The sequence below is a fragment of the Phaeobacter sp. JH204B genome (assembly GCF_048055755.1).
GTDB classification, from domain to species: Bacteria; Pseudomonadota; Alphaproteobacteria; order Rhodobacterales; family Rhodobacteraceae; genus Phaeobacter; species Phaeobacter bryozoorum.
The window spans coordinates 31480-52233 of record NZ_JAYMXF010000020.1 but is presented as its reverse complement, the minus strand read 5'-3'; the positions used below and the strand labels follow the sequence as shown (position 1 = coordinate 52233).

At 63.7% G+C, this 20754-nt stretch carries 18 protein-coding genes; 11 read left to right on the top strand and 7 right to left on the bottom strand.

Annotated elements, in window-relative coordinates:
* From xdhC to VXL81_RS11905, 5 genes are all read left to right on the top strand, one after another.
* Positions 1–960, top strand: a complete 960-nt coding sequence (gene xdhC, locus VXL81_RS11925; RefSeq protein WP_416554406.1) for a xanthine dehydrogenase accessory protein XdhC — start codon at positions 1–3, stop codon at positions 958–960.
* A complete protein-coding gene (locus VXL81_RS11920) occupies positions 957–2474 on the top strand; it encodes an ABC transporter ATP-binding protein (protein WP_416540906.1) in 1518 nt (505 codons plus the stop codon). The genes xdhC and VXL81_RS11920 overlap by 4 nt, the downstream gene beginning before the upstream one ends.
* Before the next feature lie 120 nt (positions 2475–2594).
* On the top strand, positions 2595–3677 hold the full coding sequence (locus tag VXL81_RS11915) for an ABC transporter permease (RefSeq protein ID WP_416536578.1): 1083 nt from the start codon (positions 2595–2597) through the stop codon (positions 3675–3677).
* A 1-nt stretch (position 3678) separates the two neighbouring features.
* The gene (locus VXL81_RS11910; RefSeq protein WP_340547464.1) at positions 3679–4599 is read left to right on the top strand and encodes an ABC transporter permease; all 921 of its coding nucleotides are present in this window, start codon (positions 3679–3681) and stop codon (positions 4597–4599) included.
* Positions 4600–4657: 58 nt separating this feature from the next.
* Entirely contained in the window at positions 4658–5734 is a 1077-nt protein-coding gene (locus VXL81_RS11905) for a BMP family ABC transporter substrate-binding protein (protein WP_416537545.1), read from the top strand.
* 112 nt (positions 5735–5846) lie between these two features.
* Here the strand turns inward: VXL81_RS11905 and VXL81_RS11900 are convergent, their stop codons facing one another.
* Positions 5847–6158, bottom strand: coding sequence for a cupin domain-containing protein (locus VXL81_RS11900; protein WP_416554404.1), 312 nt, complete (start codon positions 6156–6158; stop codon positions 5847–5849).
* Here VXL81_RS11900 and VXL81_RS11895 point away from each other — a divergent pair.
* Entirely contained in the window at positions 6157–6693 is a 537-nt protein-coding gene (locus VXL81_RS11895) for an Lrp/AsnC family transcriptional regulator (protein ID WP_231739530.1), read from the top strand. The two genes, VXL81_RS11900 and VXL81_RS11895, sit on opposite strands and share 2 nt — an antisense overlap.
* 133 nt (positions 6694–6826) lie before the next feature.
* Here the strand turns inward: VXL81_RS11895 and VXL81_RS11890 are convergent, their stop codons facing one another.
* The gene (locus VXL81_RS11890; protein ID WP_340547467.1) at positions 6827–7438 is read right to left on the bottom strand and encodes a CDP-alcohol phosphatidyltransferase family protein; all 612 of its coding nucleotides are present in this window, start codon (positions 7436–7438) and stop codon (positions 6827–6829) included.
* Positions 7439–7579: 141 nt separating this feature from the next.
* Here VXL81_RS11890 and VXL81_RS11885 point away from each other — a divergent pair, with 141 nt between their 5' ends.
* The 3 genes from VXL81_RS11885 to VXL81_RS11875 are packed head-to-tail and all read left to right on the top strand — an operon-like array spanning position 7580 to position 10286.
* Positions 7580–8533 carry an aldo/keto reductase gene (locus VXL81_RS11885; RefSeq protein WP_416554568.1) on the top strand — a complete coding sequence of 318 codons (954 nt, stop codon included), beginning with the start codon at positions 7580–7582 and terminating at the stop codon, positions 8531–8533.
* Positions 8530–9606, top strand: coding sequence for an NAD(P)/FAD-dependent oxidoreductase (locus VXL81_RS11880; RefSeq protein ID WP_416554402.1), 1077 nt, complete (start codon positions 8530–8532; stop codon positions 9604–9606). The genes VXL81_RS11885 and VXL81_RS11880 overlap by 4 nt, the downstream gene beginning before the upstream one ends.
* Positions 9606–10286 carry a DUF938 domain-containing protein gene (locus tag VXL81_RS11875; RefSeq protein ID WP_416554400.1) on the top strand — a complete coding sequence of 227 codons (681 nt, stop codon included), beginning with the start codon at positions 9606–9608 and terminating at the stop codon, positions 10284–10286. Before VXL81_RS11880 ends, VXL81_RS11875 begins: the two co-directional genes overlap by 1 nt.
* 50 nt (positions 10287–10336) lie before the next feature.
* On the opposite strand, the gene VXL81_RS11870 is transcribed toward VXL81_RS11875, so the two are convergent.
* Positions 10337–10816: an Lrp/AsnC family transcriptional regulator gene (locus VXL81_RS11870; RefSeq protein WP_416554398.1), complete on the bottom strand. Its 480-nt coding sequence runs from the start codon at positions 10814–10816 to the stop codon at positions 10337–10339.
* 98 nt (positions 10817–10914) lie between these two features.
* Here VXL81_RS11870 and VXL81_RS11865 point away from each other — a divergent pair, with 98 nt between their 5' ends.
* Positions 10915–12105, top strand: coding sequence for a diaminopropionate ammonia-lyase (locus VXL81_RS11865; protein ID WP_416554396.1), 1191 nt, complete (start codon positions 10915–10917; stop codon positions 12103–12105).
* Between the two features lie 102 nt (positions 12106–12207).
* Here VXL81_RS11865 and VXL81_RS11860 read toward each other — a convergent pair whose 3' ends face one another.
* The 4 genes from VXL81_RS11860 to VXL81_RS11845 all read right to left on the bottom strand — a co-directional run bounded on the left by VXL81_RS11860 (position 12208) and on the right by VXL81_RS11845 (position 19982).
* The gene (locus VXL81_RS11860; RefSeq protein WP_416554394.1) at positions 12208–14715 is read right to left on the bottom strand and encodes a GcvT family protein; all 2508 of its coding nucleotides are present in this window, start codon (positions 14713–14715) and stop codon (positions 12208–12210) included.
* Positions 14716–15360: 645 nt separating this feature from the next.
* Positions 15361–16764 (bottom strand): FAD-binding oxidoreductase, encoded by a 1404-nt coding sequence (locus VXL81_RS11855; RefSeq protein ID WP_416554392.1) that lies wholly within the window; start codon positions 16762–16764, stop codon positions 15361–15363.
* A 188-nt stretch (positions 16765–16952) separates the two neighbouring features.
* On the bottom strand, positions 16953–18755 hold the full coding sequence (gene ggt / locus VXL81_RS11850) for a gamma-glutamyltransferase (protein ID WP_416554390.1): 1803 nt from the start codon (positions 18753–18755) through the stop codon (positions 16953–16955).
* Positions 18756–18995: 240 nt separating this feature from the next.
* A complete protein-coding gene (locus VXL81_RS11845; RefSeq protein WP_340547475.1) occupies positions 18996–19982 on the bottom strand; it encodes a 2-hydroxyacid dehydrogenase in 987 nt (328 codons plus the stop codon).
* Positions 19983–20256: 274 nt separating this feature from the next.
* Here VXL81_RS11845 and VXL81_RS11840 point away from each other — a divergent pair, with 274 nt between their 5' ends.
* Positions 20257–20742 carry an SH3 domain-containing protein gene (locus tag VXL81_RS11840; RefSeq protein ID WP_340547537.1) on the top strand — a complete coding sequence of 162 codons (486 nt, stop codon included), beginning with the start codon at positions 20257–20259 and terminating at the stop codon, positions 20740–20742.
* Positions 20743–20754: the final 12 nt, after the last annotated feature.

The window sequence follows — 20754 nt, the reverse complement described above, 5'->3', positions numbered from 1 at the left end:
ATGGGGTTCGATCTTCAGGATCTGCGCCGCAGGATCGGCGCCCATGGCACGGTGGTGCGGGTGGTGATTGCCGCCATCCGCGGCTCTTCCCCGCGTGAGGTGGGCGCCGCCATGCTGGTCTGGGACGACGGCCAGTCCGGCACCATCGGCGGGGGCGCGCTGGAGCATGAGGCCGCCGAGGCTGCCCGCCGCCAGTTGCAGGATGGCAAGACCCGTTTGCAGACCATCCGCGCGCTTGGCCCGGATCTGGGGCAATGCTGCGGCGGCTCCGTCACCCTGTGGAGCGAGATCTACCGCGCTGCCGATCTGGACCGGCTGGATGGCGATGTGATCCTGCGCGCCCTGTCCACCGAGCTGGGCGAGCCGGGCGAGCCACCCCTGAGCCTGCGCCGCAAGCTGGCGCTGGCCCGCAGCCAGGGGCAGCGGCCCGACGCGCAGCTGGCTGACGGCTGGCTGCTGGAACCGGTCCATCGTGCCGAAACCCCGCTGTGGATCTGGGGGGCGGGCCATGTCGGCCGCGCTCTGGTTGATGTGCTGGCGCCGCTGCCGGATCTCGACATCACCTGGGTCGATACCGGCCCTGACCGTTTTCCCGCCCAGATCCCGCCCTCAGTCACCATGGTTCCGGCGGCGGAACCTGCGGCACTGGTGCCGCATGCCCCTGAAAATGCACGGCATTTGGTGCTTACCTATTCCCATACGCTGGATCTGGCGCTATGCCACGCCTTATTGCTGCGCGGCTTTGCCTTTGCCGGGGTGATCGGATCTGCCACCAAATGGGCACGGTTCCGGTCGCGGCTGGCGGATCTTGGCCACCGGCCCGAGCAGATCGCCCGGCTCACCTGCCCGATCGGGGATCCCGGCCTTGGCAAACATCCGCAGATGATTGCGGTCGGGGTCGCGGCAGAGCTCTTGCGGATGGGCGCAACAGACGAGTTGAAGAAGGACAGACGCGCGTGACCCAACCTCTCCTGAGCCTGCAAGGTTTGACAAAGGCCTATCCTGGTGTTGTTGCCAACGATACGGTCTCCTTTGATATCGGCGCGGGAGAGGTTCATGCCCTACTCGGCGAAAACGGCGCCGGGAAATCGACGCTGGTCAAGATGATCTACGGGCTGGTGAAACCGGACAGCGGTACCATGCTGCTGCGCGGCGCCCCCTATGCCCCGGCCGAGCCGCGACAGGCACGGGCGGATGGCATCGCGATGGTGTTTCAGCATTTTTCGCTGTTTGACGCGCTGAACGTGGCGGAGAACATCGCCCTTGGCATGGAACAGCCGCCTGCCCTGCGCGATCTGGCCAGCCGCATCCGCGAGGTTTCGGAAACCTATGGCCTGCCGCTGGATCCCTATCGCACGGTGGGCGATCTCTCTGCCGGCGAACGCCAGCGGGTGGAGATCATCCGCTGCCTGTTGCAGGACCCCAAGCTGCTGATCATGGATGAGCCGACCTCGGTTCTCACCCCGCAGGAGGTGGATATCCTGTTCCAGACCTTGCAGAAGCTGCGCTCCGAGGGCACCTCGATCCTGTATATTTCGCACAAGCTGGAAGAGATCCGCACGCTCTGTGATCACGCCACCATCCTGCGGCTGGGCAAGAATGTCGGCGAATGTGTCCCCTCTGAAACCTCGGCCCGCGATATGGCCGAGCTGATGGTGGGCACCGCGCTGCAGACACCGGAGCGCGCGGGCCGCGATCTGGGCGATGTGGCGCTGGATATCACCGGCCTGTCGGTGCCTGCGCCCTCGGCCTTTGGCACGGCGCTGAAGAATGTGCATATGACCGTCCGCCAGGGCGAAATCCTCGGCATTGGCGGGGTGGCGGGCAATGGCCAGGACGAGCTTCTGGGCGTGCTGTCCGGCGAAACCACCACCGCTGCCGATGCGGTCAAGATGCATGGCGCGCCGGTCGGCCACCTTGGCCCTGTTGCGCGTCGTCGCCTGGGTATTCTGGCCGCGCCGGAGGAGCGTCTCGGCCATGCCGCCGCACCGGATATGAGCCTGACGGAAAATGCCATGCTGACCGCCGCCACCCGCGAAGGCCTGTCCAGCAACGGCTTTCTGAAATGGGGGCTGGCCAAGGAATTTGCCGAGAAGGTCATCAAGAATTTCGACGTGCGCACCCCCGGACCTGAAAACGCGGCGCGTTCGCTGTCGGGGGGCAATCTGCAGAAATTCGTCATTGGCCGCGAGGTGCTGCAAAACCCGGAGGTTCTGGTGGTGAACCAGCCGACCTGGGGTGTGGATGCCGCCGCCGCCGCCGCGATCCGCCAGTCGCTGCTGGATCTGGCCGCCGGGGGCACTGCGGTAATCTGCATCAGCCAGGATCTGGATGAGCTGATGGAGATTGCCGACAGTTTTGCCGCCCTGAACGAAGGCCGCCTGAGCGCGCCGCGCCCCACAACCGGGCTGAGCGTCGATGAAATCGGCCTGATGATGGGGGGAGCACATGGGATGGAGGTCGCGCATGTCTAGCCTCGCAGCCGGGCGTGCCCATCCCGGCCGCAGCGCGGGCTGCCGGGTCGGGAGTGTGAGTATTTTTGGAAAGATGACAGGCACGCAGGCACAGATCTGCGACCGGGGGGGACAACAACAATGATCCGGCTAGAAAAGAGACCACAGCCCTCGCGGGTCTGGTCGATGGCGACGCCGCTGGTGGCGGTGCTGGCGACCATGATCGCGGGCGGGCTTTTGTTTGCGGCCCTTGGCAAGAACCCGGTTGAGGCGATCCGCACCATTTTCTGGGATCCGCTGTTTGGCGAATTTGCTTTTTACTACCGCCCGCAGCTCTTGGTGAAGGGCGCACCACTGGTACTGATCGCCATCGGCCTGTCGCTGGGCTTTCGCGCGGGTATCTGGAACATCGGCGCAGAGGGCCAGTATATCATGGGCGCCATCTGTGGCGCCGGGGCTGGCCTTGCCTTTTACCCTACAGACTCAGCACTGATCTTTCCCTTGATGGTGGTGGCAGGCGCGCTGGGGGGCTGGGCCTGGGCGATGATCCCCGCAGTGCTGAAAACCCGCTTTGGCACCAATGAAATCCTGGTCTCGCTGATGCTGGTCTATGTGGCCGAGCAGTTCCTCGCCTCGGTCTCGCTGGGATTGCTGAAAAACCCCGAGGGCTTTGGCTTTCCCGGCTCGCGCAACCTGCAATCCTGGGACAGCGCCCATAACGCCGAGCTGATCACGGGCACCGGCATGCACTGGGGTGTTGTGGCGGCGCTGATCGCGGTGATCTTTGCCTATGTGCTGCTCAACCGTCACATGCTGGGTTATCACATCCGCCTGACTGGCGAGGCGCCACGTGCCGCGCGTTTTGCGGGCGTGAACCCCACCCGGCTGGTGCTGTTCTGCCTTGGCACCTCCGGCGCGCTGGCGGGTCTTGCGGGTCTGTTCGAGGTCTCCGGCCCCTCTGGCCAGATCTCCATCGATTTCAACGTCGGCTACGGGTTTACCGCCATTATCGTGGCCTTTCTGGGCCGGTTGCACCCTGTCGGCATCCTGCTGGCGGGTGGTCTGATGGCGCTGACCTATATCGGCGGCGATATCGCGCAGTCCAACATGGGCCTGCCTTCGGCGGCGATCCAGGTGTTTCAGGGGATGCTGTTGTTCTTCCTTCTGGCGCTGGATCTCCTGACCAATTTCCGCATTGCGCTCAGCAAACCCGAGGTGGTGTGACATGGATCTTTCTGCAATCAACCCGGTCCTGCTCATCGCCTCGCTGATGGTGGCGGCCACACCGATCCTGATCGCTGCCATTGGCGAATTGGTGGTGGAGAAATCAGGCGTTCTGAACCTTGGCGTCGAAGGCATGATGATCACCGGCGCCATCGCAGGCTTTGCCACCGCGGTGGAGACCGGCTCGCCCCTGATCGGGTTCCTTGCCGCCGCTGTTGCCGGGGCAGCGCTGTCGGTTCTGTTTGGCTTTCTAACCCTTGTGGCGCAGGCCAATCAGGTGGCCTCCGGTCTGGCGCTGACGCTGTTCGGCCTCGGCCTGTCGGCGCTGATGGGGCAATCCTACGTCGGTGTGAAACCGCCACAGATGAGCGACATCCACATCCCAGTCCTGAGCGACCTGCCGGTGATTGGCCCGATCCTCTTTGGCCATGACATCATCCTCTATTTCGGCATCGCGCTGACCGCCGCAGTCTGGGCGCTGCTGAAATTCTCTCGCGCCGGACTGGTGCTGCGCGCAGTGGGGGAAAACCACGATGCTGCCCATGCGCTGGGGTATAAGGTGATCCGCATCCGCCTGATGGCGATCATGTTCGGTGGCGCCTGTGCCGGTATCGGCGGGGCCTACATCAGCCTTATCCGGGTGCCGCAATGGACCGAAGGCATGACCGCGGGCGTGGGCTGGATTGCGCTGGCGCTGGTGGTCTTTGCCAGCTGGAAACCCTGGCGCGCACTCCTTGGTGCCTATCTTTTTGGCGGCGTCACCGTGGTGCAGCTCAATCTGCAAGCGGCAGGCGTTGCCATCCCGGTGGAGTATCTGGCAATGTCGCCCTACGTGATCACAATTATCGTGCTTGTCATTCTTTCGGCGGACAAAAGCAGCGCACCTGCCGCCCTTGGCCGCAACTTCCACGCCTCCCGCTGACGGGGGGCTTTTCACTGCCCCGCTGTCGGGGCCAATAGATGCAACTGGGGAGAACCTGATGAAACTGACCAACCTTCTGACCAGCGCCGCCGTGGCGCTTGGCCTGGCCACCGGTGCGGCCTTGGCCGAGGACAAGACCAAAGTGGGCTTTGTCTATGTCGGCCCTGTCGGTGACGGTGGCTGGACCTATGAACACGATCAGGGCCGCAAGGCCGTGGTTGCGGAATTCGGCGACAAGGTCGAAACCGTCTATGTCGAGAACGTCGCAGAAGGCCCCGATGCCGAGCGCGTGATGACCCAGATGGCGCTGGAAGGTGCGGATCTCATCTTCACCACCTCCTTTGGCTACATGGATCCCACCATCAACGTCGCCAAGAAATTCCCGAACGTGAAGTTCGAGCACGCCACCGGCTACAAGCGCGCCGACAACGTCTCGACCTACTCCGCCCGCTTCTACGAGGGGCGCGCGGTTCAGGGCCACATTGCCGGCCAGATGACGGAGTCGAACATCATCGGCTACATCGGCTCCTACCCGATCCCCGAAGTGATCCGCGGCATCAACTCGGCCTATCTGCACGCCAAGAAGGTGAACCCTGACGTCCAGTTCAAGATCGTCTGGGCCTTCACCTGGTTTGATCCCGCAAAAGAGGCTGATGCCGCCAAGGTGCTGATCGAACAGGGGGCTGACGTGATCCTGCAGCACACCGATTCCACCGCACCGCAGGCCGCCGCACAGGCCGCAGGCAATGTGATCACCTTTGGTCAGGCGTCTGATATGGCCGAATACGGGCCCAAGCCGCGCGTCTCCTCGATCATCGACAATTGGGCGCCCTATTACATCGCCCGCACCAAGGCCGTGATCGACGGCACCTGGACAAGCAGCGACACCTGGGACGGCATTGGCGCCGGCATGGTTGGCATCGGTGAAATCTCCGATGCGGTTCCCGCTGATGTGAAAGCCTCCGCACTGGAGCTGAAAGCTGCGCTGGCCGATGGCTCCTACCACGCCTTCACCGGCCCGATCAAAAAGCAGGACGGCTCCGACTGGCTGGCCGAAGGCGAGACCGCCGATGACGGCACCCTGGCCGGCATGAACTTCTACGTCGAAGGCCTGGAAGGCGACATTCCGCAATAAGCGGCCACCGCCTTCAGATGACCCGCAGCAGAAAGGCCCGCCAGTCCGGCGGGCCTTTTTCATAGCGGCCGTCGCTGTTCCTCTCGCGCGACCGCAGGGCAAATGCCGCCGTCTAGATGCTGCCCGCCGTTTCAATGACAAGCGCCCGCACCGGCCCGTCGGGATGCGCCAGATGTTCATCGCCGCTCTCGGCATGAAAGATGTCACCCGGCAGCAGGCGCAGGATACGCTCGGCCCCGTCGATGCGAACATGCATGTCGACCTCACCGTCCAGCACGACAAAGACCTCAGGGCCATCGTTGACATGCCATTTATACGGCGCGTCGGTCCAATGCAGCCGCACGGTTGCATCGCTTATGCGTTCGATATCCAGCGCGTCCCAGGCCTTTTCGCCCGTAAACGCCGTTGCGGTGATCTTCTTCATGCCCTACCCCCGGCTGCTGTGGTTGATGTGGTTCATCTCAACTGCGATGTTACGGCTGCGGCAACGGATCGGATACTTGCGGTCCGACGTGATCAGCCTGCCAATCGGGGAATTCAACGTGGATCGGACGGACAAACGGATATTGGCGGTTCTGGAACGGAACGCCCGCACCAGCGCTGCCGAAATCGGGCGCCAGATCGGCCTGTCCCGGACCGCGGTTCAGGACCGGCTGTCGAAGCTTGAGACACGTGGCGTGATCAGCGGATATCGGGTTCAGCTATCAGAGCCTCAGGACGACCTGATCCGGGCGGTCCTCTTCGTCAGAATTGCGGTCCGCCCATGCACCGATGCGCTGACCTGGATGGCCTCGCTCGAGGGCGTGCAGGAGGTGCTGTCTCTGTCCGGTGAGATCGACGCCATCGTCAGATGTGCCGTGCCGGATGTCGCCGCGCTGACGGCGCTCAATGACAGGATCGGGGCCAGCGACTGGATTGCCGGTTCGAACTCGAACGTGGTGCTGCGCACCCTCCGATAATCCCGCGCAGATGCCGGCCGCAGATCTCGGGTCCGCTCCCGTGTCCGTTCATGGGCCGAACCTCAAAGCGCGCGCGGCCCTGCCCGTCATCTTTCCATAAATACTCAAACCGCGCCGGCAGCGGTGCTGCCCATCAGTCGCGGCGGAACACCCGCAGCGCCAGGAGCACGCGGGAGGTGGCGGTCACCAGACAGAGCGCGCCAAACACCCAGGCCATCGGTGCAAACCACGCAGGCAGCAGGCACAAGAGCACGAAAAAACCGATCGTCTCCGCCCCCTCCAGCAGACCGCCGGTGAAATAAAGCGTTTTGACCCCGCGCGCCGTGCTTGTCATCTTGTGTTTCTCCGCCAGCACCGCATAGCCGAGGAAACTGGTGCCATTCACATAGAAGGTCATCAGCAAGAACGCCCCGGCCACGCCATTCTGCACAGGATCCGCCAGCACAAAAGCAAGGGGGACCGCACCGTAGAACAGGAAATCGCAGGTGATATCGAGATAGCCGCCAAAATCGCTTGGCTCGCTGGCGCGTGCCACCGCGCCGTCCAGACCATCGGCCAGCCGCGACAGAAGCAGCGGCAGCAGCGCCAGCGCAAAGAGCGAACAGGCGATCATCCCGGCCGCCAGCAGCCCCAGCGCCAGCCCAAGAAGCGTCACCTGATTGGCACTGATGCCCGCGCGCGCGATGACCTGCCCCTGGGCATTCAGCATCGGGTCGATCAGCGGGCGAATTTTTGAATCGAACATACTCTCCCCTACCCTGCGCACCGGGGCTTTGCCACTCACGATTATGATAGGGCAGAGCCGGTGTCTCGCGCAGATCTCTTTATGCCCCGCGCCGATATTTTGCGCTTTTGATTGCCGCAGATGCGTGCCACCCTCCGCCGCATGAGCACCGAACTGATCAGCCTCGACGGCACCCCCGCAAGCCCCCTTGCCTTTGGCACCATGCAATTTGGCGGCCGCGCCGATGCTGCCCAGTCGGCCGAAATGTACCAGGCCTGCCGCGCTGCGGGGGTGACCCATTTCGACACCGCCTGGGTCTATACCGAGGGCCGTAGCGAGGCGCTGCTGGGCCAGCTGATCCGGGAAGACCGTGACAGCCTGCTGATCGCCACCAAGGTCGCCTATACCGGCGGCGCAGGCCCTGACAATATCCGGCGCCAGCTCGATCAGTCGCGCGCGCGTCTGGGGCAGGACATGGTCGATATCCTCTACCTGCACCGCTACGACGAAGAGACGGACCTGCGCGAGACCCTTGCCTGTCTCGCCGAGCTGCGCGACGCCGGGCAGATCCGCTATCTGGGGCTGTCGAACTTTGCCGCCTGGCAGGTGATGAAGGCGATCATGATCGGGCAGGAATTCGACCTGAGGCCCGCCATCCTGCAACCGATGTATTCGCTGCTGAAGCGTCAGGTCGAGGTGGAGATCCTGCCGATGTGCGCTGATCAGGGCCTGCATGCGGCCCCCTATTCGCCACTGGGCGGCGGGATGCTGACGGGCAAATACAGCAGTGCCCAGCAGGCGGGTCACAGCCGGGGACGGCTGGACGAGGATCCGCGTTACGCCGAACGCTATGGTCAGCCCTGGATGCAGGAGAGCGCCCGTGCCCTGGCCGATCTTGCCGCCGAACTGGAGGTTGATCCGGCCAGCCTCGCCGTGGCCTGGGCCGCCGCCTATGGGCGCAATGTGACCCCCATTATCTCAGCCCGGTCACTCGCACAGCTGCGCCCCTCGCTGGCGGCGCTGGAGATCGAGGTGACGCCGGACCTCTACGCCCGCATGTCGGCGCTGTCACCGCGTCCGGCGCCCGCAACCGACCGGCTGGAGGAACAGCAATGACAGCGGTCGACTATCTGATCATCGGCGGCGGGCTTGCCGGTCTGAGCGCCGCCGCCGCCCTTGCGCCACGGGGGCGTGTTCTGGTGCTGGAGCGGGAAGAGGCGCTTGGCTATCACTCCTCCGGGCGCTCTGCGGCGATGTTTGAGGCCAATTACGGCCCCGCGCCGGTACAGGCGCTGAGCCGGGCCAGTGAGACCCACCACCGCGCCCATGGCTGTCTCAGCCCGCGCGGGCTGCTGCTGGTCGGGCGCGCCGATCAGGCCGCGCGTTTCGAGGCCGATTGCGCCGAGCTGGATCTGACGCCGATTTCGGTTGCGGCGGCCTGCCAGATGGTGCCGGTGCTTGATCCCGAGCAGGTCAAATTTGCGGCCAGCCATGATGCGGCGCAGGATCTGGATGCGGACCTGTTGTTGCAGGGCTTTGCCAGAGAGCTGCGCGCCCATGGGGGTGACATCCGCACCCGCGCCGCTGTCACCGGTCTGGACCGCAGCACCGCGGGCTGGCAGGTGAGCTGCGGTGACGATGTGATCACCGCCACAACGATTATCAATGCGGCCGGGGCCTGGGCGGATGAGCTGGCGCAGATGGCCGGGATCGCGCCCATCGGATTGCAACCCAAGCGCCGCTCCATGGCGCGGCTGCCCGCGCCCGGTGGCCACGATGTCACCACCTGGCCAATGATCATGGGCGTCGGTGAGAGCTGGTATGCCAAACCCGATGCCGGCAAGCTGCTGGTCTCGCCCGCTGACGCCGATCCGGTGCCGCCGCAGGATGCCTACGCCGATGACATGGTGCTTGCCCAGGGGCTGGCCCGCTATGAGGAGATGGTGAAAACCCCGGTCACCCGAGTTGAGCACAACTGGGCCGGCCTGCGCAGTTTTATAGCCGATGGCGTGCCGGTGCTGGGGCCGGATCCGGCGGTGGCCAGTTTTGTCTGGTGTGCAGGTCAGGGCGGCTATGGCGTGCAGAGTTCCCCCGCCGCCGGGCGGCTGATTGCCGATCTGGTCACCGGGCAGACACCGGACATCGACGCCACGAACGTGGCCGCGCTCAGCCCGGAAAGGCTGCGCTGATGGTTGTGCGCACGGTGCCCGGAGAGGCCTCCGTCACGCTGCCGGATGCAGGGGCAAAACTCTTTGCCCCGTCGGCGGCGCGCAATCTGGAGCCGATCGCGGATCTTCTGGCCCGGATTGCCCCGCAACCCGACAGTGCGGATGGCCCTCGCCCCCGCGCGCTGGAAATTGCCAGCGGCACCGGGCAGCATGTGGTCGGCTTTGCCGGCCGCTGCGCGCATCTGGACTGGCAGCCCAGCGATGTGAACCCGGCACGCCTGACCAGCATCAATGCCTATACCGGTGACAGCGGCTGTGGCAATATCGCGACGGCGATCCAGCTCGATGCCACCGAAGCCCCCTGGCCCGACGGGCTGGGCCGCTTTGATCTGATCGTGCTGTGCAATCTGCTGCACCTGATCAGCACGCCCGAGGCCCAGACCCTGATCCGCGAGGCCGCGCGCCATCTGGCGGCGGGCGGGCACTTCCTGATCTACGGCCCGTTCATGCGCGGCGGTGAGCTGACCAGCGAGGGCGACCGCAGCTTTCACGCCAAGCTGACCGCCCATGACCCGGAGGTCGGTTACAAGGATGATTTCGACGTGATGGACTGGCTGCAAGACAGCGGGCTGGAGATGCGCCAGGTGATCGAGATGCCCGCCAACAATCTGGCGCTGGTGGCGATACGTCAATCGAGGTGAGAGCTGGCACATAGGTGACCGCGTCGGCCCTGCGCCACGTCAGGCACCGGTCAGATATTCAGCTGCATCGTCGACTTGGTGCGGTCCATAGTGACAAAGGTGCGGAACTTCCGAATATTGTCATTCGGAAAAAACAGCCGTTGCGTCAGCGCTTCATATTCCGACATGTCCCCAACGATCACCACAAGGATGAAATCCACTTCGCCGGTGACATAGTAGCATTGCTGGATTTCCGGAGCGTCTTGGAAGCTGCGCTTGATATCGTCGATCCGGCCCGCTGTCTCGGCCCTCAGTTCGACCTCCACAAGAATGGTCAGCGGCAGGCCGACCGTCTTCGGCTCGATCTGGGCGGCCTGGGTCGAAATCACGCCATCCGCCTCCATACACCGGATACGCCGCTGGACCGATGCAGTCGACAGATTGACCATCTCGCCGATCTGACGCTGTGGCTTGGTGCAGTCCTGTTGCAGGATCCGCAGGATCGCCAGATCATAGGAATCCGGCCCCTGTGATAAATTTTCTTTTCCCATGCCATATCTGTGCGCAATTTTTGCACGGCGGTCCATGATTCCGAAGCCATAACCCATGTAAAGCGACGTATTTTTGCGCAGGCGCAAAAAAGGATCGTATGATGCTAGACATATTCAGAACCACCAAACCAGATGTCTTTACCACCCAACCAAGGTTGGGGCCGAAGGTACAGGACGCTCTGCCTCGTCGCGGATTTGACGAGGCTGCCCGCGAAATCGGCACCTGGGACGGCTACCAGCCGACCCCGATGCCAAATTTGACCAGCCTTGCGGACAGGCTGGGCATTCAGGCGATCCACTACAAACACGAAGGACCGAGGTTCGGTCTGGGCAGCTTCAAAGCCTTGGGTGGGGCCTATGCTGTTCTGCGCGTGCTTCAGCGCGAGCTGTCAGAGACCACGGGCCGGGCCATCACCGTCGAAGACCTGCACAGCGGCAGTTTCGCAGATCAGATTTCGGAGATCACCGTGATTTCGGCAACCGATGGCAATCACGGCCGGTCGGTGGCCTGGGGCGCGCAGCGGTTTGGCGCGACGTGCCGAATTTACATCCATGCCGAAGTGAGCCGCTTTCGCGCCGAAGCGATGCAGGCGCTGGGAGCCGAGGTTATTCGCGTCGATGGCGACTATGATGCAACGGTTGCGCAGACCCGTATTGATGCCGCGAAACACGGCTGGAAAATTGTGTCGGACACCTCCTGGCCCGGTTATAGGCAGCCACCGCTGGATGTCATGGCCGGCTACGGTGTGATGGCGCGGGAAATCGTGAGAGACCTGCCTGAACCGCCAACCCATGTGTTCCTTCAGGGCGGCGTTGGCGGGCTGGCTGCATCGGTGATTGCGGTTTTCCATCAGGAATGGGGCAATGCCGCTCCACGCAGCATCATTGTCGAGCCGGAACTGGCGCCCTGTCTGTTTGCCAGCGGCAAGGCCAATGCGGCGACCGCTGTTTCGATCACCTCGGAAACGCTGATGGCAGGATTGTCCTGCGGCGAGCCTTCGCAGATTGCCTGGGAGGTTCTGGGCGAGTCCGTCGATAGTTTCATGACCATTCCCGAAAGCCTGGTCGCCCCAGCCGTCCGATTGCTCGCAGGTGGAGCATGTGGCGATCCCGGCATCGACGCTGGCGAAAGCGCGGTTGCCGGTCTTATCGGGTTGATGTGCGGAGCGCTGGACCACGACCTGCGTGATGAGCTGAAGCTGGATACTGCGTCACGTGTTGTGATCATCGGCTCCGAAGGGATCACCGATCCAACTGTGGTCAAGGCGATCATGGAGGGACGTGTCTGACGGGGTTTGTCAGCCCTGTCAGGATCGCGCTGTTGGGTCCGGTACACATGAAAAAAAGCCCCGGCACAATGGCCGGGGCTTTCTCATCTCTTCCGTCAGACCTTAGCCATTCATGCGGATGGTTTCGTTCTTTGGATCATAGGGGCTGTCGCAGGTGACAACCGCATCCCACAACTTGTCCTGGATCTTCACCTTCAGCTTGGTGCCTTCCACCGCGTGCTCAGGCTTTACGTAGCCCATGCCGATGGATTTCTCGAAGGCCACCGAATAACCGCCGGAGGTCAGGCGGCCCACACGGGTGCCGTCTTCAGCATAAAGTGCCTCACGGCCCCAGGGATCGGCATCTTCCGGCCCGTCGATCAGCAGGGTGCAGCATTTCACGCGGACGCCGGTCTCGACCAGCTTGTCCTTGCCGTGGAAGTCCTTCTCCAGATCGACAAAGCGCGGCAGGTCGGCTTCCAGCGGGGTCGCGTCGCGGCCCAGCTCGTTGCCGAAGGCACGGTAGGATTTTTCCTGCCGCAGCCAGTTCTGGGCGCGGGCGCCGACCAGCTTCATGCCATGCTTCTCGCCCGCCTTCTCCAAGAGGTCGAACAGGTAGTTCTGCATCTCGATCGGGTGATGCAGCTCCCAGCCCAGCTCACCGGTGTAGGCCACGCGGATCGCATTGACCGGGCACATGCCCAGTTCGATCTGCTTGGCAGACAGCCAGGGGAAGCGCTTGTTGGACAGTGCGGTTTCCGGATCGGCGTCGACGATCACCTCTTTCAGCACATCGCGCGACTTGGGGCCTGCGATGGCGAAGACGCCCCACTGGGTGGTCACGTCCTGGATCTCGATGTAGCCGAACTCCTCCATCTTGTCCTCGGCCGCCTTGCGCAGGAAGTCGGCGTCATACTCGGACCAGGCACCGGCGGAGACCAGGTAGTAGTTGTTCTCGCCGTTGCGCACGATGGTGTATTCGGTGCGGGTGGTGCCGAAAGCTGTCAGCGCATAGGTCAGGTTGATGCGGCCGATCTTCGGCAGCTTGTTGCAGGTGAACCAGTCGAGGAACTGGGTCGCACCGGGGCCTTTGACGACATGCTTGGTAAAGGCCGTTGCATCCACCAGACCAACGCCTTCGCGGATGGCCTTGGCTTCGTCCACAGCGTGCTGCCACCATTTGCCACGACGGAAAGAGCGGCTTTCCTCGTCGAAATTGTCGGGGGCATCCAGCGGGCCGAAGTAGTTCGGGCGTTCCCAGCCGTTGACCCAGCCGAACTGTGCGCCGCGCGCTTTCTGGCGCTCATATGCGGGCGCGGTGCGCAGCGGACGGGCGGCGGGGCGCTCTTCATCCGGGTGGTGCAGGATGTAGACGTGCTCATAGCACTCTTCGTTCTTGCGGGCTGCGAACTCGGTGGTCATCCAGTTGGAGGAGTAGCGTTTCGGGTCGAGCGACGCCATGTCGATCTCGGCCTCGCCGTCCACCATCATCTGCGCCAGGTAGTAGCCGGTGCCGCCGGCGGCGGTGATGCCGAAGGAGAAGCCCTCAGCCAGCCACATGTTGCGCAGGCCCGGTGCCGGGCCAACCAGCGGGTTGCCGTCGGGGGTGTAGCAGATCGGGCCGTTGAAATCGTCCTTCAGGCCGCTCTCGGCGCAGGAGGGCACGCGTTCCGCCATCGCCATATACTGGTCGGCAATCCGGTCCAGATCCAGCGGGAACAGGTCGGCGCGGAAGCTGTCGGGCACGCCATGCTCAAAGCGCGCGGGCGCGCCGTGCTCATAGATGCCAAGGATCCAGCCGCCGCGCTCTTCGCGGGCGTAGGATTCATTGTCGGCGTCGCGGATCACCGGGTGCTCGGGGTTGCCGGCTTCGCGCCATTTGACCAGCTCGGGGTCCTTGTCCATGACGATGAAGGTGTGCTCGACCGGGATCGCAGGCATCTTGATGCCCAGCATCTTGGCGGTGCGCTGTGCGTGGTTGCCGGAGGCAGTCACGACATGCTCGGCGGTGATCACGACCTGCTCGTCGCTCTCCACCAGGTTGCCGCCTTTTTCGATCATCTTGGTGCAGGTGACTTCCCAGTGGGTGCCGGTCCAGTGGAAGGCATCGGCCTGCAGCTTGCGGTGGATCTCAACGCCGCGCTGACGGGCGCCCTTGGCCATCGCCTGGGTCACGTCTGCCGGGTTAATGTAGCCGTCTTCGGTGTGGTAGATCGCGCCTTTCAGGTCGGAGGTCTCGATCAGCGGCCAGCGCTCCTTGATCTGATCCGGGGTCAGCCACTCATAGGCCACGTCACAGGTCTCTGCGGTGGAGGCATAGAGCATGTATTCGTCCATGCGCTCCTGGGTCTGCGCCATGCGCAGGTTGCCCACCACGGCGAAACCCGCGTTCAGGCCGGTTTCCTCTTCCAGGGTCTTGTAGAAATCGACCGAGTACTTGTGGATGTGGGTGGTCGCATAGGACATGTTGAACAGCGGCAGCAGGCCGGCTGCGTGCCAGGTCGAGCCGGAGGTCAGCTCATCCCGCTCGATCAGCATGACATCGTCCCAGCCTGCCTTGGCGAGGTGATAGGCAATAGATGTCCCGACGGCACCACCGCCGACGACCAATGCTTTGACTTGGGTTTTCATGGGCCCGCTCTCCGGAAAATGATGACTCGTTTGCAGGGAGTTATGCCCCGCCTGCAAATTCCGCGCCAAATCCATCCGACCCAAAACATAACAAAACCGACCTAGCATCGCCCTGAATGCAGGTTTCTGCCCACCCCCTGTCGGTTTTCGCGGTCATGGCCGCGATTTGCCTCTTTGGGTTTGCACAGGCCGCGATGCGCATGGATATGGTCCGGTCGGGGCATATTGCCCTGCCGGAGTGTCCTTTTCTTGTTCTCTGCTGCGGCTGTTTGGTCGGTGGTGATATCCGGCCAGAACAAAGAGCAATAACAAGTGGCGGCGCCGCCAGAAGCGGAGGCGGGACGGAGCACTCTGCCCCGCACGCAAAACGTCGTCTGTGCGTGCCCATGCCAATGGGCCCTGTTCCATGGTGCCGGGGGTGTCAGGCCCGGCGGTGATCGCGATCAGTACAGATCCTGCCATTGCGCCATTGAGCAAAGGTAAGCCGACCGTGCGGCGGCTTCGCAACGGGCCAACTTCTGCCCCTGCGAGGGCAGCGCCGTGAGTATTTCAGGAAAGGTGACAGAGCGAGGTCCATCCCGTCACCTTTCTTCAAATACTCAAATTCCGCCGCCAGCCCGGCGCGGTGGCGGCGGCGGGCAGTCCTCAGATCTCCAGTATCTTGCCGGGATTGAGGATATTTTCCGGGTCCAGCGCCGCCTTGATCGCAGCCATATAGCGGGTGGTCTCGCCAAGTTCCTGCGTCAGATAGGGGCGTTTGCCCTGTCCGATGCCATGTTCGCCGGTGCAGGTACCCTCCATCGAGATCGCCAGCTCATTGAGCCAGCCCACATAGGCATCGGCTTTTTCGCGTTCTTCTGCGCTGTCCATATCTATCAGCAACAGCGCGTGGAAATTGCCGTCGCCGACATGGCCCACCATCGGTGCCAGAAGCCCCATCTCCTCGGCCTTTGAGCGCGCAGCGCTGACACATTCCGCCAGTTTCGAGATTGGCACGCAGACATCGGTGGAGATCCCCTTGGCACCGGGGCGCAGCTGCAGGCAGGCCCAATACATATCGTGGCGCGCCTGCCAGAGCTTGCTGCGGTCCTCCGCCGTTGAGGTGGCCGCGATGTCAAAGCCGCCGTACTCCTCGGCGATGGAGGCAAACATGTCGCTCTGCTCAACCACACCGGCCTCGGAGCCGTGGAATTCCAGCAGCAGCAGCGGCATTTCCGGCAGGTCGAGACCGGAATAGGCATTGGCCGCCTGCACGCTGAGCGCATCCAGCAGTTCGATGCGGGCGACGGGAATGCCGTATTGGATGGTCATCATCACCGCACGACAGGCATCATCGACGCTGCGAAAGGCGCAGCGGGCCGAGCGGATCGCCTCCGGGATGCCCTGCAGACGCAGGGTGAGTTCGGTGATCAGACCCAGCGTGCCTTCGGAGCCAACCAGAAGCCGTGTCATGTCATAACCGGCCGAGGATTTCCTGGCGCGCTGAGCGGTGCGGATCACCCCGCCGTCGGCCATCACCGCCTCAAGCGCCAGCACATTGTCCTTCATGGTGCCATAGCGCACCGCGTTGGTGCCGGAGGCCCGCGTCGCCGCCATGCCGCCGAGCGAGGCATTGGCGCCGGGATCGATCGGAAAGAACAGGCCCTGGTCGCGCAGGTAGGTGTTGAGCTGCTCGCGGGTGACGCCGGGCTGCACCACCACATCCAGATCCTCGGCATGGACGGCAAGGATCTGATCCATCCGCATCATGTCGATGCAGATGCCCCCGGCGGGGGCGTTTACATGCCCCTCAAGCGAGGTGCCGGTGCCATAGGGGATGACCGGCACGCCGTGGTCCACGCAGATCTTTACGATCTCGGCCACCTCGGCGGTGGAGGTGGGAAAGACGACCGCATCCGGCGCCTGATTGCTGATCCAGGTGGTGGTGTGGCCGTGCTGTTCGCGGATCGCCTGCCCGGTCTGTAGCTGTGTGCCAAAGCGCGCCTTCAACGCGTCAATGACGGCGGCAATCCCGGCGTCGTTGCGCGGCAGTCTTGTGGCTTGCACCATGGTTCAGTCTCCCCCCGTTCAGCGGCCGGGCTGACGCCCGGACCTGTCACCTGTCAACCTAAAGTCGGCGCGCGAGCCCGGACAATACCCAGAACAGGGTAGTTGCGGGATTATCCGCAAAAGACAACGCCCGCCCCGGTGTCCGGGGCGGGCGCGCAGTGTGCGGGCCCTGAGGCCCGGAGAGCCGATCAGCCCCCCAGCGCGATGCCTTCGCGGCGCGGATCTGCGCCGCCTTTCAGCCCGTCACCGATCTCGATGGCATGCAGGCCGGAGGTCAGATCGCGGGCGTTGACCTCAAACCCCATATCCATCAGCGGCTGGGCCATCTCCTCGGCGCTGGTGCCGACCTCGACATCATAGGTGCCAAAGCGGTTCACCGCATGGGGCAGTGCCACGGCCTGCTGCACATCCATGCCCCAATCCGCCCAGGCGACGATGGTCTTGGCGACATAGCCGATGATGCGGCTGCCGCCGGGGGAGCCGATGGCCAGAGCGGGCTTGCCGTCCTTCAGCACGATGGTGGGCGCCATCGAGGAGCGTGGGCGTTTGCCCGGTTCCAGCCGGTTGGCAATCGGCACGCCGTCGCTGTGGGTGCGGAAGGAGAAATCGGTGAGCTCGTTATTCAGCAGGAACCCAGCCGCCATCAGCCGCGAGCCAAAGCCGTTTTCAATGGTCGTGGTCATCGACAGAACATTGCCATACTGGTCGACGATGGAGATATGGGAGGTCGAGGGCAGCTCAATCGACTCATCATCGGCCAGCAGCAGCGCGTGATCGAACTCCGGCGCGCCTGCGTTCACCGCCGGCAGGGCGGCATCGCCCTCAAGCAGGGTTGCGCGGGTCGCGAGGTAATCCGGCGCCACCAGACCCTGCGTGGGCACCGGCACGTAATCGCTGTCGGCCATGTAGCGGCCGCGATCGGCAAAGGCGAGGCGCGAGGCATCGCCGATCAGGCGCCAGGACTGCGGGTTGTCGGCGCCCAGTTCCGCCAGGTCATAGTTGCCCAACATGCCGAGGATCTGCCCGACGGTCAGCGCCCCGGATGACGGCGGCCCCATGCCGCAGGCTTCGAACGCGCGGTAGGTGACGCAGACGGCGGGCCGCTCCTTTACCTGATAGAGCGCCAGATCCATCGCCGACAGCACGCCGGGGTTGCCCTCGGCGTTGCGCACCGCATTGGTGATCGCCTCGGCCACCGGGCCGGTGTAGAAACCGCGCGCGCCCTCATCCGCGAGGCGGCGCAGGGTATCGGCATAGGCCGGGTTCTTCAGCGTGCTGCCCACCGCCAGCGGCGTGCCGCCGGGCAGGAAGTAATCGGCGGTATCCGACCAGCGCGACAGCCGGTCGGCGTCATTTTCGATCAGGCCGGCCAGCCGGGGGGAGACGGCAAAGCCCTCTTCGGCCAGATCAATCGCGGCGGTGAACAGGCCCGGCCAGGCGGCACGGCCCCAGCGACGATGCGCCGCCTCCAGCAAGGCAGGCGTGCCCGGTGTGCCCACGGACCGGCCCCCGACCACGGCATCGTAGAATTTCAGCGGCTCGCCCGCGTCGTCCTGAAACAGGGTCGGCGTCGCTGCCAGTGGCGCGGTTTCGCGCCCGTCCAATGTCGTGACCTCGCCGCTGGCCGCATCATACCAGACCAGGAACGCGCCACCGCCCAGACCGGAGGATTGCGGCTCAACCAGCCCCAGCACGGTCTGCACCGCAACCATGGCATCGGCAGCGGTGCCGCCTGCGCGCAGCACCTCGGCACCGGCAGCCACCGCATGGGGATTGGCAGCGGCAATCATCCAGTTCTCGGACTCGACCGGGGTGCCTGCGGATTTGGCCTCAAGGGCGGCGGCGACATCGGCGCTGATGGCCGCAAAGCCGGCATCGGCGGTTTCTGCCGCGCCCTCTGGCGCCACGGCATCCGCCGCTTCCTGCGCCATAAGCGGCAGGGCAGCGCCCAACGTCGTGATCCAAACCCCTGCAATCAGTGTTCGTTTCATCGTCCCTCTCCTCTCGTCTGTGGTGATCTTCTGCGCATGCTGGCATTTCACAGAGCAACCCGGCAATGCTGAGATACCGCCATCGGCGCACAGATGCCTGTGCGTCCGCGACATATTGACATAGGGATGATGTTCCGAATCGAAAAGATAAACCGGAACACTATTCCAATAATTGAACTTCATTAAGGACGTTGATCCAGCCAGATCGCTGCAGATGGATACATTTCCTTCCTGAGATCCCTACAGCATGGAGGGGACAACCTGATCTGGTGGTCGATGGCCGTCCTCGAATGTCTTGATATTCAGCAGAACTTTCTCGCCCATCTCCAGACGTCCCTCAAGCGTGGCGGAGCCCATATGCGGCAGCAGCACGACGTTTTCCAACTCGCGCAATCGCGGGTTGATGTCAGTGCCATGTTCATAGACGTCAAGACCGGCGCCGGCGATTTCACCGGAGCGCAACATACGGGTCAGCGCGTGTTCGTCGATCACTTCCCCGCGCGAGGTGTTCACGATCACCGCATCGGGCTTCATCAGTTTCAGCCGCCGTGCGTTCATCAGATGAAAGGTCGAGGGCGTCGAGGGGCAGTTGATCGACAGCACGTCCATGCGGGCCACCATCTGATCGAGGCTCTCCCAATAGGTGGCTTCAAAGCGCTCTTCGATCTCCGGGCGCAGGCGTCGGCGGTTGTGGTAATGGACCTGCATACCAAAGGCCGCAGCCCGTTTGGCCACCGCCTGCCCGATGCTGCCCATGCCCAGAATGCCCAGACGCCGCCCGGCCAGCCGCCCGCCGAGCAGGGCTGTGGGCGACCAGCCCTGCCAGTCGCCTTTCTGCATGATCGCAAGCCCTTCGGGGATTCGGCGGGTCACCGCCATGATCAGCGCCATTGCCATATCGGCGGTATCATCGGTCAGCACGCCGGGCGTGTTGGACACCAGAACTCCCCGCTGGCGCGCAGTGGCCACATCAATGTGATCGACCCCCGCGCCATAGTTGGCGATCAGTTTCAGACGCTCACCGGCCTGCGCCAGCAAGGCGGCATCTATGGTGTCGGTCACGGTTGGAACCAGCACATCGGCGTCCTTCATCGCGGTGGCCAGCTCGGCGCGGGTCATCGGCGTGTCGTCCTCGCGCAGACGCACATCGAACAATTCGCTCAACCGGGTTTCGACCGGCTCCGGCAACCGTCGCGTAACGACAACACTCAGACGTTCTCTTGCCACTGCTGCTCTCCCTCGGCTTTGCAATCTCTCTGGCCTCATGGCATCGTGGCGCAGGACGCGGGCAGGCACAAGAACCCATCCCGCCCTCCGGCCTCTCTGACGCGGCTTTCTTTTTCCAGATGATCGGCACCCGGACATCAGATCAGGGGCAGGTCGGCAAAAAAACGCAGCGCTTTTGGATTGGTCAGGCAGGTAACAGGCAGCGACAATAAGAAGCGAGCAGGCAGTGAAAATTTCGGCATCATATCTGCGGTCCCGGCTGGCCGTGGTCGGCATGATCCTGATTGGCGTGACCGGTGCGGTGGCCCCTGCCCCCGGCCATGCCCGTGACGAACGCGGGCCGGTGACCAACCTGCCCCTGCCCCGGTTCGTGTCGATGAAGGCTGCCGAGGGCAACGTACGCCGGGGTCCGTCGCTGACGCATAAGATCGACTGGGTGTTCAAGCGGCGCGGGATGCCGCTGGAGATCACCGCCGAATACGGGCACTGGCGCCGCGTGCGTGATCGCGACGGGGCCGGCGGCTGGGTTCATTATGCGCTGCTGTCAGGGTCACGCACCGTGCTGATCGAAGAGGACATGCTGACGGTCCATGCCCGCCCGGACCCTAACGCCCCTGTGACCGCCGCCTTTGAGCTGGGCGTGGTGGCGCGGCTGGGCAAATGCGACATCAGCTGGTGTTCAATCTCTGCCGGTGGCTATCGCGGCTGGGCGCCCAAGGAAAAGCTCTGGGGGGTGGCCCCGGATGAGCTGCGCGACTGAGCCATCAGCCCG

What these genes read in the sequence shown, in the direction of transcription:
- xdhC (WP_416554406.1), top strand. Translation starts at nt 1, where the DNA reads ATGGGGTTCGATCTTCAGGATCTGCGCCGCAGGATCGGCGCCCATGGC.
- VXL81_RS11915 (WP_416536578.1), top strand. Translation starts at nt 2,595, where the DNA reads ATGATCCGGCTAGAAAAGAGACCACAGCCCTCGCGGGTCTGGTCGATG.
- VXL81_RS11910 (WP_340547464.1), top strand. Translation starts at nt 3,679, where the DNA reads ATGGATCTTTCTGCAATCAACCCGGTCCTGCTCATCGCCTCGCTGATG.
- VXL81_RS11905 (WP_416537545.1), top strand. Translation starts at nt 4,658, where the DNA reads ATGAAACTGACCAACCTTCTGACCAGCGCCGCCGTGGCGCTTGGCCTG.
- VXL81_RS11895 (WP_231739530.1), top strand. Translation starts at nt 6,157, where the DNA reads ATGCCCTACCCCCGGCTGCTGTGGTTGATGTGGTTCATCTCAACTGCG.
- VXL81_RS11900 (WP_416554404.1), bottom strand. Translation starts at nt 6,158, where the DNA reads ATGAAGAAGATCACCGCAACGGCGTTTACGGGCGAAAAGGCCTGGGAC.
- VXL81_RS11890 (WP_340547467.1), bottom strand. Translation starts at nt 7,438, where the DNA reads ATGTTCGATTCAAAAATTCGCCCGCTGATCGACCCGATGCTGAATGCC.
- VXL81_RS11885 (WP_416554568.1), top strand. Translation starts at nt 7,580, where the DNA reads ATGAGCACCGAACTGATCAGCCTCGACGGCACCCCCGCAAGCCCCCTT.
- VXL81_RS11880 (WP_416554402.1), top strand. Translation starts at nt 8,530, where the DNA reads ATGACAGCGGTCGACTATCTGATCATCGGCGGCGGGCTTGCCGGTCTG.
- VXL81_RS11875 (WP_416554400.1), top strand. Translation starts at nt 9,606, where the DNA reads ATGGTTGTGCGCACGGTGCCCGGAGAGGCCTCCGTCACGCTGCCGGAT.
- VXL81_RS11870 (WP_416554398.1), bottom strand. Translation starts at nt 10,816, where the DNA reads ATGGGAAAAGAAAATTTATCACAGGGGCCGGATTCCTATGATCTGGCG.
- VXL81_RS11865 (WP_416554396.1), top strand. Translation starts at nt 10,915, where the DNA reads ATGATGCTAGACATATTCAGAACCACCAAACCAGATGTCTTTACCACC.
- VXL81_RS11860 (WP_416554394.1), bottom strand. Translation starts at nt 14,715, where the DNA reads ATGAAAACCCAAGTCAAAGCATTGGTCGTCGGCGGTGGTGCCGTCGGG.
- VXL81_RS11855 (WP_416554392.1), bottom strand. Translation starts at nt 16,764, where the DNA reads ATGGTGCAAGCCACAAGACTGCCGCGCAACGACGCCGGGATTGCCGCC.
- ggt (WP_416554390.1), bottom strand. Translation starts at nt 18,755, where the DNA reads ATGAAACGAACACTGATTGCAGGGGTTTGGATCACGACGTTGGGCGCT.
- VXL81_RS11840 (WP_340547537.1), top strand. Translation starts at nt 20,257, where the DNA reads ATGATCCTGATTGGCGTGACCGGTGCGGTGGCCCCTGCCCCCGGCCAT.